This is a genomic window from Streptomyces sp. NPDC057486, from assembly GCF_042802415.1.
In the GTDB taxonomy this organism is placed as follows: Bacteria; Actinomycetota; Actinomycetes; order Streptomycetales; family Streptomycetaceae; genus Streptomyces; species Streptomyces yanii.
On the sequence record NZ_JBHVEE010000013.1, the window covers coordinates 28,371 to 42,388 of the forward strand.

Genomic DNA, 14,018 nt, shown 5'->3' on the forward strand with positions numbered 1-14,018 from the left:
GCTGTCTCCGCCCTCTCAGCCGGCCGGGGACGGGGGTACGGAGAACCGCGGCGGGGTACGCAGGTGCTCGCCGACCCGTTTGACGAGCCGGGCCATCTCGTAGGCGACCAGTCCGATATCGGCGAAGGCCGTGCTCAGCACGGCGAGGCAGGAACCGTCCCCGGCGGCTGCGACGAAAAGGAAGCCGTCGTCCATCTCAACCATGGTCTGGCGTACCTTCCCGACCTGGAAATGCCGTCCGGCGCCCTTCGCGAGGCTGTGGAATCCGGAGGCGACCGCGGCCAGGTGCTCGGCGTCCTCGCGGCTGAGGGCGCTGGAGGCGCCCACGGCCAGACCGTCGCTGGAGAGCACGACGGCGTGCCGGACTTCGCCGACCCGGGCCACCAGATCGTCCAGCAGCCAGTCGAGTTCGCCCGAGTGCCTGCGCATCTCGGTCCGCTCGTTCGCGATCATGCGTGGTCTCCATCGCTGAGGGGACGGGGTTCGGTGGTCGTTCGGTGCGGCGCCGTCGTGCCTGGGGCGGCGCCGCCGCCGCGAACCCAGCCGTTGCGGTAGGCGGTCATACGGTCCCTGGCCTGTTCCGGGGTGCGCTCAGCCGGTCCGTCCATGCCGTTCGCTTCGTCGATCCGCGCCGGCTCGGGCCGGGGCTCCTCGCGCAGTTGCGGAACGAGGTGGGCCTGCCGGACCCGGCGGGGAAGTGAGCTGGCACCGTCCCCCTCGGTCTCGTCGGACTTCCGGGCTTCCCTGCTGGCGGGGGCTTCCTGGCGCCGGCTGGATTCCGCGCTCTCCCGGATCCCGCGGGTTGCGTGCTCGACCCCGGCAGGCTCATCGCTCCGGTCCTCGACCGCTCTGCGGGAGCGTGGGCGCAGCGCGGTGACTCCGGCCGTGGGCAACGTCCGCGACTCCAGAGCAGGCACCGGAACCGGGGCGGGGAACGCGGTCGCCGACTGCGAACGCACCGCACGCGGGTCCGGACCGGGTCCGAACGCCACACCGTCGCTTTCCTGCTGACGCTCGACCGAGGCCTTCTCCGGTGCGGTCTCTTCCCCACCCGCCGGGAGCGCGCCCTGCAGCAGTGCGGTCGGCAGCAGGACCACTGCCGTCGTTCCGCCGTACGGCGAAGTGCGCAGCTTGACTTTGATGTGGTGCCGGACCGAGAGCTTGCTGACCACGAAGAGGCCGAGCCGGTCGCTGTCGAAGAGGTCGAGTGCCTCCGCCTGCTCGATGCGCCGGTTGGCCTCGCCGAGGAGTTCGCCGCCCATGCCGAGTCCGCGGTCCTCGATCTCCAGGGCGTAGCCGTTGCCCACGGGTTCGCCGGTGATCCGGACCTTGGTGTGCGGCGGCGAGAACTGCGCGGCGTTCTCCACGAGTTCCGCGAGGAGGTGGGTGAGGTCGGCGACCGCCGTGCCCTTGACCGCGGCATCCGGCAGCTGCCGTACCTCCACCCGGGCGTAGTCCTCGATCTCGGAGACGGCCGCGCGTACGACATTCGTCAGCGGTACGGGCATGCGCCAGGCGCGTCCGGGTGCAGCACCGGACAGGATGATCAGGCTCTCCGCGTGTCGCCGCATCCGGGTGGTGAGGTGATCGAGGCGGAACAGGTCGCTGAGTTCGCCGGGATCGTCCGCGCGGCGCTCCATGCTGTCGAGCAGGTTGAGCTGGCGGTGGACCAGCACCTGGCTGCGGCGGGCGAGGTTGACGAAGACCCCGGAGATGCCGTCGGCGAGTTCGGCGCGTTCGACGGCGGCGCTGAGAGCGGCCCGGTGCACGGTGCCGAGGGCCTCGCCGACCTGGCCGATCTCGTCGTGCGAGGTCGGGCCGGGCGGCGCCTCGGCCTGGATGTCGAGTTCCTCGCCCGCCCTCAGGCGCTGCATCGCACGGGGCAGTTTGCGGCGGGCGATCTCGAGGGCGCTGTTACGCAGGCTGACGAGTTCGACGACGAGCTCACGACCGATGCGTACGGAGATCACGAGCGAGGCCGCGACGGCGACGCAACCGAAGAGGACGGCCGCTCCGGACGGGCTGAACAGTCCACGGGTGAGCGGGTCGGCTCGGTCCGCAGCGCGTTCTGCGGCTCCGGTCCCGATGGTGCGCCATTGGCTCCGTACGGTCGCCGCGGCCGGATCCCAGTCGGCGGCGGGCACCGCCCGGGCGGCTTCCGAACCGGGTCGCGCGGTGAGCACCCTGTCCTCGGCATCCTCGATCCGGTGGTAGGCGGACCGCGCGGTGACCTTCTGCCAGGCGGCGCGTTCGGTGGGAGGGAGATCGGCGCCCGCGGTCTCGGTGAGGTTCCTGCGCGTCTCCACCGCCCCGGTGAACTGGACCAGTTGGCGACCGTCGAGGCGCTTGGTGAGGACGGCCGTGGCGAGCAGTGCGTCCTCGCGGGCGAGCATCTCGTCGGCGCGGGCCATTTCGAGGAGTACGCGGGCGTCTGACCCGAGCGCGTCGTCCTGGATTCCGGTGAGGGCGCCGGAGACGCCGAAGCCTGCGGTCACGGCCTGGGTGTACCGGTCGTACACGGCGCTCTCGTCGCGCTCCTGGCTCCCCGTGCCGGCGTCGGCGCGCAGATCATGCACACGGTCGAGGAACCGGTCGAGCCGGTCGGCGACGCCGGCCGGAAGGCGGCCGGCGTCGGCGATGGTGTGGTCCTTGTCCAGTCGCAGCGCGGCGAGCGCGGTATCGGTGCGTTTGGTCTGCTGTTCCAGTGCCTTGGCATGGACGCTGCTGGGCGCGGCGGTCTGGATCAGGGCGGCTCTGCGTTCGGCCTGGAGGGCGGTGACAGCGGTGGATATCGGCGCCCGCACTTCTTCGTCCGCGCGTTGCAGTTGCCGCAGCAGTGCCACGTCCTGGGCCGTGTTGACCGTGGCGAAGCCCCAGAGAGCCAGCAGCGAGACGACGGGCACCACCAGCAGCGAGATGACCTTCGCGCGTACGGTCCTGGGGCGCAGGTTTCGGCGTCCACGTGGCCCGGACGTCTGCTGCGTCAGCAGCAGATGTGCGTCGCGTTCGGCGCTCTCGTCGGCCGGCGGCCCCGCGTGCGCGCGGCGTCCGCGCGCCGTGGGCGCGGTACCGGGCCGGGCGGCGGTCGTCGTGCCGGGGTCCGGGGTCGTGCGGGGTGGGCGCATGGCCTCCTCGTTCCGGGTGTGGGGCCTGAGCTGGGGCGAAAGGGAGCTGTGCTGTGACGTCAGTGCGTCACGGACGGAGAGACGTCGTGGCCGCGGGAGCCGCGCCGGGGGCGGGGATCACGTCCGCGCTGCGTGGGGCCCGTCGAGGCCCCATCGGCCGCCGGTTCCGTGGTGCGCTCGGCGGAGACGTAGGCGGCGCGCTCCCGGGCCGTCGGCGACAGGGCGACGAACGCCGAGGTCAGGAAGAGGTATGAGCCCAGGCCGACGGCGAGGGGAAAAATGAACTGCATCGTCGTGGCCCCGGGGAGTTCGCTGCCGGAGGGGGCGACACTCACGCTGACGGCCATCATTCCGGTGTAGTGCATGCTGCTGACCGCCGCGCCCATGACGAGCGAGGCGAGGGCGACCGCGCGCGACGACTTGATGTTGAGGGCTGCCCACAGAGCGGCCGTCGCGGCGACGACGGCGATGACGACGGAGAGCACGACCCCCAGGGGGTCGTAGTGGATCGTGCCGTGCAGCCGCAGCGCCGCCATGCCGAGGTAGTGCATGCTGGCCACGCCGAGGCCGGTGCCGACCCCCCCGACGGCCAGCGCCCGGGTCCGGTCCCGGCTGTAACCGACGGCGAAGACACCGCAGCCGACCACCAGCATGGCCCCGAGCAGGCTGAGCAGGGTCAGCGGCACGTTGTAGCGGATCTCGGTGCCCGTCACGCCGAAGCCGAGCATCGCGACGAAGTGCATCGTCCAGATGCCGGTGCCGAGGGCGGAGGCGGCCGTGACCAGCCAGTTGCGGCGCGAACGGCCGCTCGTGTCCAGTGCGCGCACGGTACAACTCAGCCCGAGCGCCGCGCCGATCGCTGCCATCGCGTACGACAGTGCAGGTGTCAGCCAGCCGAAGGTGGCGTGGTCCAGGTGTCCCATGGATCGGGGACGCTAGTCGCCATGGGGGCGCACGTTCGGGGCCCATTTCGAAAGCTGCCGGAATATGACAGAGAGATGATCCCGAACGATCGGGCTGTGCTCGAACATGCACATCACATTCCGTCCGGTTCACTCCGGTTGCCGGTGCGCGATCATGTCCGTATGGCCGATGACCACACACACGTCCAGGACTTCTTCACCGCCCGCGCCGCGGACTGGGACACCCGCTTCCCGGACGACGGTCCGGCCTACGCCGCCGCTGTCGAAGCCCTCGGGCTGCGCCCCGGCGACGCCGTCCTCGACGCAGGCTGCGGTACGGGACGCGCGCTGCCCGCCCTGCGGGCCGCCGTCGGGCCGCACGGTACGGTCCTGGGCGCCGATCTCACACCGGCGATGCTGGACGCGGCGGTACGCGCCGGACGCGACCGCAGTGGTCAGCTGCTCCTCGCCGACGTCGCCCGTCTGCCGATGCGGTCGGGTGTGCTCGACGCGGTGTTCGGTGCCGGCCTGATCTCGCACCTGTCGCGCCCCGGGCCGGACCTGGCGGAGCTGGCCCGCGTCGTACGTCCAGGAGGACAGCTGGCGCTGTTCCACCCCATCGGCCGGGCCGTGCTGGCCGCTCGCCACGGCCGGCGGACAACGGACGACGATCTGCGGGCCGAGCCCAACCTCCGGCGGCTGCTCGCACGTTCCGGCTGGCAACTGGTCTCCTACACCGATGAGGACGCACAGTTCCTCGCACTCGGCGTCCGGACGGGCTGACCTGGGCCCGGCTCACGCAGCCACGCGCTCACTCGACCGGGGCGCCCGGCCGCCGCTTGTGCGGGATCGGGCAGCCACCGACGCCGGGGGTCGGAAAGGTACCCAGCTCGCCGACCTCGTAACCGTCCGGATAGCCCTTGATCTCCGGGTTCTGGCGCGCATAGTGCGCGGTGGACCGGGGCGGCAGCAGTCGCACGGCCCTCGCCCGAAGCCGCAGCGCGCCCCGGGTGAGATGGCGTGCGACGGGACCCGGTCGTTCGTAACGGAACGCCCGCAGCAGCGCATCGTCGAGGAGCGCGAGACTGGCTTTGCGTACGACGGGTGCGAGCGGGCCCGGATACCAGGAGCCCATCAGTGCCAGCGTGGCGTCGGAGACACTGCGCGCCCCTTCGTCCCAGCCGAAGTGCTCGTCCTCGTACGTGTCGAGGGTGTGCTCGAATTCCTCGAAGGTCTGTGGCACGTCCTTGATGCCCATGTGCGCGCCGAGAGTGCGGTAGTAGACGGCGAACGCCCGCAGTTCATGTTCGGAGAGGCAGCGCCAGCCGTAGCTGTCGATCCAGCGCTTCGGGACCACGACGAACGTACACAGCACGTAGCGCATGTCGTCGTTGCTGATGTCGTAGCTGCGGTGCATCTGGTTGATCCGGCGGATCGCCGTGCGCCCCGGGTCGCTGTCGAAGCCGTGCTCCACCACGGTGTCGAGGAGCAGCGCGGTGTCGTCGTACCGCTTCTGCGAACGATCCGTCAGCTCGGCTGTTTCGGCGAGGAGCCGGCCGATGCTCGGAACCGCATACGTGCGGTACAGGGCCAGTTCGAGCGCACGGGTGATGTCCCAGGGGAACTCGTACGTCGCCGTGAGCCGGTAGATCTCCAGGAAGTCCCGCTCCGGATCGAGCCGCCGGATCTCCTTCAGGCGGTCGTATCGCTTCACCGCACTGCCCCCGTTCCTCAGTCGAAGGTCAAACTCTACGCGGAAGGGGAAGAGCGTAAGTATGTACGACCGCACCACGCGTGCACGGCTCCCCGGAAGGCGGTCCCCCATGATCGACATGCTCAGCAGTCTGCGGAAGGCTGTGTCACCCGGCCGAAAGGGTGAGCAGCCCGCGCCGCCGCGCGACGAACGGCAGCGCAAACAGCACAATCTGTTCGACGCAGCCGCCACCTATGTCGCGGCTTGCGTGGAGGACGACCAGGATCGGATCGACGAGGCGAGCAGCTGGGTGTCGCCCGAGGCACTCTCCTTCGGCGTGAACGAGCTGGCCTGCCGGGCGGTCACCGCACTGGCGCGGGAGACCGGCCAGTCGCCGCAGAACGTGGCTCGTACGCTGCTCGGCCTGCCCGTCGACTGAACCGCGACGTCCGCTTGCCGCGGTTCGGTGAGTCCTGCCTTGTCAGGGCCTCGACGGCCGCGTTACCCACTGGTTAAGGTGCGCCGACGGAAAACGATGAGGGACGAGGAGGGTGCTGTGGCCGGGACGGACGACACAGTCGCCGACGAAGACGCACTGTATGTGCTGACCGCGGTGCTGCTGACACCCGCGCAGTTCCCGAGCGTGCTCGGGGACGACTACCCGGCGGCCTGCGCGGCACTCGGCCTCGAACCGTACGCCGAGGGTTACGGGCTGGTCCTCGGGCAGGACGACGGCGGGGCCCGGTGGACCGTCGTCGTCGATGACGTGTCCCTGGTTGCCGTCGCCATCGCCTCCTGGGACTGCGGTATGGAGTACGACCTCTCCCCCGACGACCGTTCGGTGGTCTGCGCACTCCCTGGCTGGCCGCTGGCGCTGGCGGTCGCCGCGCCGGGGGTGCCGGCGCCGCACGATCCGCTGCCGGACCCGGAGGCCGAGGGAACCGATCTGCCGGCGCTGACCCCTCCCGACACGGAATCGTGGGGGCCCCCGCAGAGGCGGCTGGGGGCCGACGAGATCGCGTTGCAGTGGGCGGCGTGGCGCGAGCAGATCGACGACGCCACGGCGTTCGCGGGTACGGCCGTGGCGGGCAGCGCCGATGACACCGCAGGCGAGAACGCCGCAGACGTCGCGCACGCTTCGGACCCCTCGGGCTCCGCGGACGAGCTGGGCGCGGGAGACCCCGATGCCGGCGCAAGCACCGACGCGGACACCTCAGCCGACACTGCCGATGCCGATGAGGAGCGCCCGGCCGACGACACCGTGTCCTCCGGCGGCCATCCCGGTGTCCGACGTGTGCTGGAAGAGGCCCATGCGTACGTGGACAGCCCGCCGCCGCCCGGACGTATCCGCTCCTCCTTCGCCCCCGGTGGCGCCCGCACCCTGCGAGCCGACGGCCCCGGCTGGTCCCTGGTGGCCAGGACCGATGACATCGCATTCATCTTGCTGGACGAGGAACCCGGCGAGGTCCTGCCGGTCGGCCGCGGGACGGAGCTGCCCGGTCTGCTGAAGGCGCTCGAGGCGCTCGCCGTGCGACCGGCCTGAGTCGCGGCGCCCCCTACAAGGCCGGGCCGAGGCCCGGGCGCTCGCAGCGCCTGCTCCGTCCCGGCCTCCGCCGGTCGCGAGCCGGCCTGTGGTCGAGCCGGGGGCTCGGCCGGCCACCTGCGCGGCCCGGCTGCCCTGTTCCGTCGGCCTCTACACACGCTCCAGCGGTCGGTGCGGTTCGGCGGGCAGTTCGACCGTGACCGGGTCGCCGGGCCGGACCACACCGCCGGTCCTGACGACGCTCATGATCCCGGCCTTGCGCACGATGTTGCCCGCCTCGTCCCGGCCGACGACCTGCTTGAGCAGCCCTTCCTGGAAGGTGTCGATCTGCAGGCACGGGTTGCGCAGCCCGGTGACCTCGACGACGGCCTCGTCGCCGAGGTGCAGCAGCGTGCCTACGGGCAGCGCGAGAAGATCGACGCCGCGCGTGGTGACGTTCTCCCCGAGGTCACCGGGGGCGACCTCGAAGCCCTCTGCACGCAGCTCGTCGAAGAGTTCCTCGTGGATGAGATGAACCTGGCGCAGATTCGGCTGGGTGGGGTCCTGTGCGACGCGGGAGCGGTGCTTCACCGTGACTCCCGCATGCACATCCCCCTCCACTCCGAGTCCGGTCAGCAGGGTGACGGTCTGCCGGTTCGGCTTGGTGAATGAGTAAGCCCCGCTACTGCTCACCACGGTGACGGTCCCGTTCATCTACGAAGAACCCCTTTCAGCGGCCTATTTCCTTGCGGGTGATCCTGCGGAGCCTGCGCCGCTGGGAGGGATCCAGCATCAGGTAGGCCACCGTCGGCACTCCGATCAGTACCAGCAGCGACAGCCAGAATCCGATGAACGGCATCAGGATGACTGCCGCGACGACTCCCCCGATGGCAATCTTTGCGCTGTTCGACATCGTCCACGCCTCCTACGCGGCTCACGCCGCTCCTGCTGTGAGAACGCCTGTGCGTCCCCATCGGTTCCGGCCCGCGGCGGCAGGCCTCCCGCCGGATCACCTCAGGGGTTCACCGACCTCGTGCATGTGCTGCAGCGCCTGCCGGTAGGACTCGATGAGTCCGGTCTCCGCGTACGGCATTCCCAGCGCCTCGCAGTGGGCGCGCACCAGGGGCTGCGCCCGGCGCAGATGGGGGCGGGGCATGCTCGGGAAGAGGTGGTGCTCGATCTGGTAGTTGAGCCCGCCGAGGAACCAGTCGGTGAGGACGGCGCCGCGCACATTGCGCGAGGTGAGGACCTGCCGCCGGAGATGCCCCCAGCGCTCGCCCTCGGGATCGGGCATCTCCATGCCCTTGTGGTTCGGCGCGAAGGCCATGCCCAGGTGGAGCCCGAAGAGTGCATGGTGCACGAGTGCGAAGACGACGGCCTTGCCGGGAGACATGACGGTGAGGAGCAGCGTCGCGTACAACCCGAGGTGGGTGACCAGGAGGGCTGCCGAGAGGACACGCTCACGGGCCGGCTGCTGCCGCAGGTACTGGAAACCGGAGATCTTGAGGGCGATGCCCTCGAGGAGCAGCATCGGGAAGAACAGCCGGGCCTGGTTACGGGTCAGCCAGCGGGCGAAGCCTTCACGCTGGGCCGCCTGCTTCTGGGTCCAGACCAGGGCGCCGACGCCGACGTCGGGGTCCTTGTCGATGTGGTTGGGGTTGGCGTGGTGGCGTACGTGTTTGTCGTTCCACCAGGCCTCGTTCATGCCGAGGAGCAGATTGGCGTGGATCAGCCCGATGATGCGGCTCGCCTGTCGGTCGCCGGTGATCTGGGCGTGTCCGGCGTCGTGGCCGAGGAACGCGGTGCGGGCCCAGAACACCGCCAGCGGCAGGGCGAGCAGCAGGGTCCACCAGGTGTCGCCGAGAAGGGCCAGGCCGGTCGTCACGGCGCCCAGGGCGAGGAGGTTGGCCGCGATGCGCGCCGCGTACCAACCGGTGCGCCGCTTCAGAAGTCCCTGAGTCCTGACGGCCCGCAGGAGAGGCGCGAAGTCGCTCCCGGAACCGCCGGCGGTTCCGGTGCCTCGCGCGAATCCCGCCGGTGCGGCACTTCCGGTGCCTGGGGCGTCCCGCGCGCCTCCGGCACTGTCCGCACTGCGGGCACGGTCGCGGATGCGGTCCGCGACGGTGACTACGGCCTCGGGCATGGCGTCTCCGGTCTCTGGAAGGCTTGATATGTGCTCTGACCTGTTGAAACGTACGGGCAGGGGCCGCACGCCAACCATGGCGCCACCACCCGGGATTCCGGGGGGCAGCCCCCTCCCCGCAGAGGGGTGCTGGCTACACCCGACCGCCCACAGACACCCATGAAAGTGATGTGGATCACGGAGATCGCACTCCCGGGCGCCGCTGTCGTGGAGTACCCTCGGCGACCTTGGCATTCACTAGTCAAATTTGAGGAATCCGACATCGCCGTGCACAGGCTTCCCGCGCCGACCCCCGCCGAGATCTCCGCACTCTCCCGCTGCTCCGTCGTCTTCCTGCCCTCGGACCCCGCCCGCACCGGCCGGGTCGCTTTCTGCCATCCGGACGGCAGCAGCCCGCCCGACGCCCCCGGGACGGTCGGGGAACTGACCGTCGTCGGGGCCGATGCACGCCCGTACCGTGTTCCGGCCCTGCTGCTGCCCGTGCGCGACGCCCTGCCCGTTCTGACCCGCGCGCGGGCGGCCACGCACTCCCATCCCGCGGCGGCGTTCTGGGGCGCTGCCGCACTCCTCGCCCTCCAACTCGCCGCCCGCGGGCTGCTGCTGCCGGGGCTGAGCGCCACGGACCACGACGCCTGGCGGACCGGTCCCCTGACGGCCTCCGATCTCGACCGGATCCGTGACCTCGCGGCCTCCATGCCCCCCACCGCCCATGCGGTGCCGCTCGACGAGGACGCCGATCCCGTACTCCTGCCGGAGCCGGAGCGGCTGCTGCGCGCATTCCTGGACGCGGTCGCGGACGGCCTGCCGCGCACACCCGCAGCGGTGTTCGCCACCGGCAGCCCGGCATTCGCCGTCGACACGCCACAGCGTCTGCCGGACCGTCGCGGCTGGGCCGCCGATGTCGCGGCCGGGCACGACGCGGGAGTGCGGCTCTCGCTGCGTATCGAGCTCACCGGTCCTCCCGGGGTGCACGAGGACACCGAGCCGCACGCCGGGCCGTCCTTCCGTGCGGTCCTGCAGATCCACAGCGTCAGCGATCCGACGCTGGTCGCCGATGCCGCCGACGTCTGGGCGGGCAACGCACCGACCGCGACGGCATTCGGTCCTCGGGCCCGGATGGACGCCCTCCTCGCGCTGCGCCGCGCCGCCCGCGCCTGGCCGCCGCTGGCTCCGCTGCTGTCGGCCGCCGTCCCGGATTCCGTCGATCCGGCCGACGAGGAGATCACCGAACTGCTCGGCCCTGCCGCCCGGGCGCTCGCCGCGACCGGGGTCCAGGTGCACTGGCCCAAGGAGCTCTCCCGTTCCCTCACCGCACGCGCGGTGATCGGCCCGCCGGACGACGAGAACGGCCCAGACGGCGACGGCGAGTCCCGCAATGGGCGGTCCGCATCGGACGCCCCGTCGTTCCTGTCCGCCGACGCGCTGCTGGCGTTCAACTGGTGGTTCGCACTCGGCGGCCAGAAGCTGAGCCGCGCCGAACTGGACCGCCTGGCCGAGGCCAGCAGGCCGATCGTCCGGCTGCGCGACCAGTGGGTGCTCATCGACCCCGAGGAGGCGCGCCGCGCCCGCGAGTCGCAGGACCGCAAGGTCACCCCGATCGACGCACTCGGCGCCGTACTGACCGGTTCCGCCGAGGTCGACGGCCGCAGGGTCGACGTACAGGCGACGGGCTGGCTCGCCCAGCTGCGGTCCAGGCTCGCCGATCCCGAGTCGGGCGAGCAGCAGACGGTCGGTCAGCCCGCCGCGCTCGCCGCGACGCTGCGGGACTATCAGCTGCGCGGTCTGAACTGGCTGCACACCATGACCTCGCTCGGCCTCGGTGGCTGTCTGGCCGACGACATGGGGCTGGGCAAGACCATCACGCTCATCGCCCTGCATCTGCACCGGCAGAGCGTCGACGAGGCGGCCGGACCGACCCTGGTGGTCTGCCCGGCCTCGCTGATGGGCAACTGGCAACGGGAGATCGAGAAGTTCGCCCCCGGCACACCGGTGCGCCGCTTCCACGGCGCGTCCCGCAGCCTGGAGGGCCTGGGGGACGGCGAGTTCGTCCTCACCACGTACGGCACGATGCGGCTCGACGCGGCAAGGCTCGCCGAGGCCGGGTGGTCCATGGTGGTCGCCGACGAGGCGCAGCACGTCAAGAACCCGTACTCGGCGACCGCGAAACAGCTGCGGACGATCGGCGCGCGAGCCCGGGTGGCACTCACCGGCACCCCGGTGGAGAACAACCTCTCCGAACTGTGGGCGATCCTCGACTGGACGACACCCGGGCTGCTGGGCCGGCTCGGCACGTTCCGCACCCGGTACGCGCGGGCCGTGGAGGGCGGCGGCGACCCGGCGGCGGCCGACCGGCTCGCCGCGCTGGTCCGGCCGTTCCTGCTGCGGCGGCGCAAGTCCGATCCGGGCATCGCTCCGGAACTGCCGCCGAAGACGGAGACGGACCGTACGGTGTCGCTGACGGCGGAGCAGACCGGTCTGTACGAGGCGGTGGTACGGGAGACCCTGGCCGAGATCTCAGGCGCAGACGGGTTCGCCCGGCGCGGCCTGGTGATGAAACTGCTGACGGCGCTGAAGCAGATCTGCAACCACCCGGCGCAATACCTCAAGGAGGAGCGGCCGCGGATCGCGGACCGTTCGGGGAAGCTGGAACTCCTGGACGAACTGCTCGACACGATCCTCGCGGAGGATGCGAGCGTGCTCGTGTTCACCCAGTACGTGCAGATGGCACGGCTGCTCGAACAGCATCTGGCAGCCCGCGGAGTGCGTACCCAGTTCCTGCACGGGGGCACGCCGATCGCCGATCGCGAGGCCATGGTGGACAGGTTCCAGGCCGGCGAGGCCCCCGTCTTCCTGCTGTCGCTGAAAGCGGCGGGCACAGGACTCAACCTCACTCGGGCCGGCCATGTCGTGCACTTCGACCGCTGGTGGAACCCGGCGGTCGAAGCACAGGCCACCGATCGCGCGTACCGCATCGGGCAGACCCAGCCGGTGCAGGTGCACCGGCTGATCGCCGAGGGAACGATCGAGGACCGGATCGCCGACATGCTGGCCCGCAAAAAGGGTCTCGCGGATGCCGTGCTCGGTTCCGGCGAGTCGGCGCTGACAGAACTGACCGATGCGGAACTGGCGGATCTGGTGGAGTTGCGAGGGGGCGCGCGATGAGTGACGGCTACGGGAACGACGCATACGAGTTCGACGGGTACGCATCCGACGACGTCGCCGACGAGGAGTCGACACCGGCGCAGGAACGCACCTTCGCCGCCCTGCCGCCGTTGCGGGGCCGCGGTTTCGCCGAGTCCTGGTGGGGCCGCGCATGGTTGAAGGCCCTCGAGGACACGGCGCTGGACGGCAAACAGGTCAAGCAGGGGCGCCGGTTCGCCCGCGAGGGGCGGGTCGGCGCGGTCTCCGTGCGGCCCGGTCGGATCACCGCGGTCGTCCAGGGCCGGGACTCGACCGCGTACCGCAGTGATGTGCTGCTTCAGCAGCTGAGCGAGGAGGAGTGGGACCGGTTCCTGGACATGGCGGTAGACCGGGCCGGGCACATCGCCGCGCTGCTCGACCGGGAGATGCCACCGCACCTGGTGGAGGACGCGGCGGCCGCCGGAGTGGATCTGCTGCCGGGCATCGGAGATCTGGATCCTGAGTGCACGTGCGAGACGTGGGACCACTGCCCGCACTCCGCCGCCCTCTGCTACCAGGTCGCGCGGCTGCTGGACCAGGACCCGTTCGTACTCCTGCTGATGCGCGGGCGCGGCGAGCAGCGGCTGCTCGACGAGCTCCAGGTGCGGATCGCGGTCCGTGCCGCGGAGCGGGAACCCGCGGAGCCCTCCGCTGCGGAGAACCGCCGGGTGCGCGGTGTACGGGCGGACGAGACGTTCGCCGCGCGGGACATCCTGCCCCCGCTGCCCGCTCCCCTGCCGCTGCCCGCGGAGCCCGGTCCTGCCCCGTCGCTGCACACGGAGACCGAACCGGAGCCCGGTCTCGACCCGGCGGCACTGGAGGTCCTGGTGACGGACACTGCGGTACGCGCCTACCGGATGCTGGCGGACGCCCTTGCTCCGGGCCACGAACAGCAGCCGGTGCAGAGCGAGTTGACGCCCGAGCAGGACGTGGTGAGGCTGGTCGCCGACGCTCGTCCCGAGCCCTGGATCGTGACCCGGTTGAGTACCGGATCCGGGCGGCAGCGGGCCGAACTCGACGCTGCGGTGCGAGCTTGGGGTTATGGCGGCGCGGCCGCGCTCGCGGTACTCGACGAGGAATGGGCGCCCGATCCGGAGACCCTCGCCAGGGCCCGTGCGCGGCTCGCCCAGGCATGGGAGGACGGCGAGCGCCCGCAGTTGCGAGCGGCGGGGAACCGCTGGACCGTTACGGGCGGCGGCGTACAGCTGCGGTACGGGCGGGACGGGCGCTGGTGGCCGTACCGCAAGGAGCGCGGCCGCTGGAACCCCGCGGGCCCGGCGGACGACGATCCGGCGGCGGTGCTGGCGGGCGTGCTCGGCGCCGGTCAGGTCCAGGCCGACGGATCATCGACAGAGCCATGACCGGACGCCGCCGTTTCGTCAGCATCGGCCCCGAACCCCCGAATGCGCACGGAACAAAAATCCCCAATATAAACCACGCCCACCAACGATTC

12 protein-coding genes are annotated in these 14,018 nt (G+C 71.2%); 5 read left to right on the forward strand and 7 right to left on the reverse strand.

The window, feature by feature from the left end:
* Positions 1–15 precede the first annotated feature (15 nt).
* Genes ACFU6I_RS09260 through ACFU6I_RS09270 form a run of 3 tightly spaced genes read right to left on the reverse strand, consistent with a single transcriptional unit; the run spans position 16 to position 4,048 of the window.
* A complete protein-coding gene (locus ACFU6I_RS09260) occupies positions 16–453 on the reverse strand; it encodes a roadblock/LC7 domain-containing protein (RefSeq protein WP_384363316.1) in 438 nt (145 codons plus the stop codon).
* The gene (locus tag ACFU6I_RS09265; protein ID WP_384363318.1) at positions 450–3,125 is read right to left on the reverse strand and encodes a nitrate- and nitrite sensing domain-containing protein; all 2,676 of its coding nucleotides are present in this window, start codon (positions 3,123–3,125) and stop codon (positions 450–452) included. The genes ACFU6I_RS09260 and ACFU6I_RS09265 overlap by 4 nt, the downstream gene beginning before the upstream one ends.
* A 59-nt stretch (positions 3,126–3,184) precedes the next feature.
* A complete protein-coding gene (locus ACFU6I_RS09270) occupies positions 3,185–4,048 on the reverse strand; it encodes an MHYT domain-containing protein (RefSeq protein ID WP_384363320.1) in 864 nt (287 codons plus the stop codon).
* Between the two features lie 162 nt (positions 4,049–4,210).
* Between ACFU6I_RS09270 and ACFU6I_RS09275 the strand changes: the two genes are divergently transcribed.
* Positions 4,211–4,810, forward strand: coding sequence for a class I SAM-dependent methyltransferase (locus ACFU6I_RS09275; RefSeq protein ID WP_384363322.1), 600 nt, complete (start codon positions 4,211–4,213; stop codon positions 4,808–4,810).
* 28 nt (positions 4,811–4,838) lie between these two features.
* Here ACFU6I_RS09275 and ACFU6I_RS09280 read toward each other — a convergent pair whose 3' ends face one another.
* Positions 4,839–5,741 (reverse strand): oxygenase MpaB family protein, encoded by a 903-nt coding sequence (locus ACFU6I_RS09280; protein WP_384363324.1) that lies wholly within the window; start codon positions 5,739–5,741, stop codon positions 4,839–4,841.
* A 109-nt stretch (positions 5,742–5,850) separates the two neighbouring features.
* Between ACFU6I_RS09280 and ACFU6I_RS09285 the strand changes: the two genes are divergently transcribed.
* Positions 5,851–6,159, forward strand: a complete 309-nt coding sequence (locus ACFU6I_RS09285; protein ID WP_384363326.1) for a hypothetical protein — start codon at positions 5,851–5,853, stop codon at positions 6,157–6,159.
* 117 nt (positions 6,160–6,276) lie between these two features.
* Positions 6,277–7,263: a hypothetical protein gene (locus ACFU6I_RS09290; RefSeq protein ID WP_384363328.1), complete on the forward strand. Its 987-nt coding sequence runs from the start codon at positions 6,277–6,279 to the stop codon at positions 7,261–7,263.
* Between the two features lie 150 nt (positions 7,264–7,413).
* Here ACFU6I_RS09290 and ACFU6I_RS09295 read toward each other — a convergent pair whose 3' ends face one another.
* The 3 genes from ACFU6I_RS09295 to ACFU6I_RS09305 form a co-directional block, all read right to left on the reverse strand.
* Complete coding sequence (locus tag ACFU6I_RS09295; protein ID WP_266977894.1) at positions 7,414–7,956, reverse strand: MOSC domain-containing protein; 543 nt, start codon at positions 7,954–7,956, stop codon at positions 7,414–7,416.
* A gap of 16 nt (positions 7,957–7,972) precedes the next feature.
* The gene (locus ACFU6I_RS09300) at positions 7,973–8,155 is read right to left on the reverse strand and encodes a hypothetical protein (protein ID WP_266977895.1); all 183 of its coding nucleotides are present in this window, start codon (positions 8,153–8,155) and stop codon (positions 7,973–7,975) included.
* Positions 8,156–8,251: 96 nt separating this feature from the next.
* Entirely contained in the window at positions 8,252–9,385 is a 1,134-nt protein-coding gene (locus tag ACFU6I_RS09305; protein ID WP_384363331.1) for a fatty acid desaturase family protein, read from the reverse strand.
* Positions 9,386–9,652: 267 nt separating this feature from the next.
* Here ACFU6I_RS09305 and ACFU6I_RS09310 point away from each other — a divergent pair, with 267 nt between their 5' ends.
* Together ACFU6I_RS09310 and ACFU6I_RS09315 are read left to right on the forward strand one after the other, a co-directional pair.
* Entirely contained in the window at positions 9,653–12,547 is a 2,895-nt protein-coding gene (locus tag ACFU6I_RS09310) for a DEAD/DEAH box helicase (RefSeq protein WP_384363333.1), read from the forward strand.
* Positions 12,544–13,926, forward strand: coding sequence for an SWF or SNF family helicase (locus tag ACFU6I_RS09315; protein WP_384363335.1), 1,383 nt, complete (start codon positions 12,544–12,546; stop codon positions 13,924–13,926). The genes ACFU6I_RS09310 and ACFU6I_RS09315 overlap by 4 nt, the downstream gene beginning before the upstream one ends.
* The last annotated feature ends 92 nt before the right edge of the window (positions 13,927–14,018 follow it).

Excerpts from the sequence above, each read along its gene's own strand:
- ACFU6I_RS09260 (WP_384363316.1), bottom strand. The coding sequence starts at position 453 with ATGATCGCGAACGAGCGGACCGAGATGCGCAGGCACTCGGGCGAACTC.
- ACFU6I_RS09270 (WP_384363320.1), bottom strand. The coding sequence starts at position 4,048 with ATGGGACACCTGGACCACGCCACCTTCGGCTGGCTGACACCTGCACTG.
- ACFU6I_RS09315 (WP_384363335.1), top strand. The coding sequence starts at position 12,544 with ATGAGTGACGGCTACGGGAACGACGCATACGAGTTCGACGGGTACGCA.
- ACFU6I_RS09285 (WP_384363326.1), top strand. The coding sequence starts at position 5,851 with ATGATCGACATGCTCAGCAGTCTGCGGAAGGCTGTGTCACCCGGCCGA.
- ACFU6I_RS09265 (WP_384363318.1), bottom strand. The coding sequence starts at position 3,125 with ATGCGCCCACCCCGCACGACCCCGGACCCCGGCACGACGACCGCCGCC.
- ACFU6I_RS09305 (WP_384363331.1), bottom strand. The coding sequence starts at position 9,385 with ATGCCCGAGGCCGTAGTCACCGTCGCGGACCGCATCCGCGACCGTGCC.
- ACFU6I_RS09275 (WP_384363322.1), top strand. The coding sequence starts at position 4,211 with ATGGCCGATGACCACACACACGTCCAGGACTTCTTCACCGCCCGCGCC.
- ACFU6I_RS09300 (WP_266977895.1), bottom strand. The coding sequence starts at position 8,155 with ATGTCGAACAGCGCAAAGATTGCCATCGGGGGAGTCGTCGCGGCAGTC.
- ACFU6I_RS09295 (WP_266977894.1), bottom strand. The coding sequence starts at position 7,956 with ATGAACGGGACCGTCACCGTGGTGAGCAGTAGCGGGGCTTACTCATTC.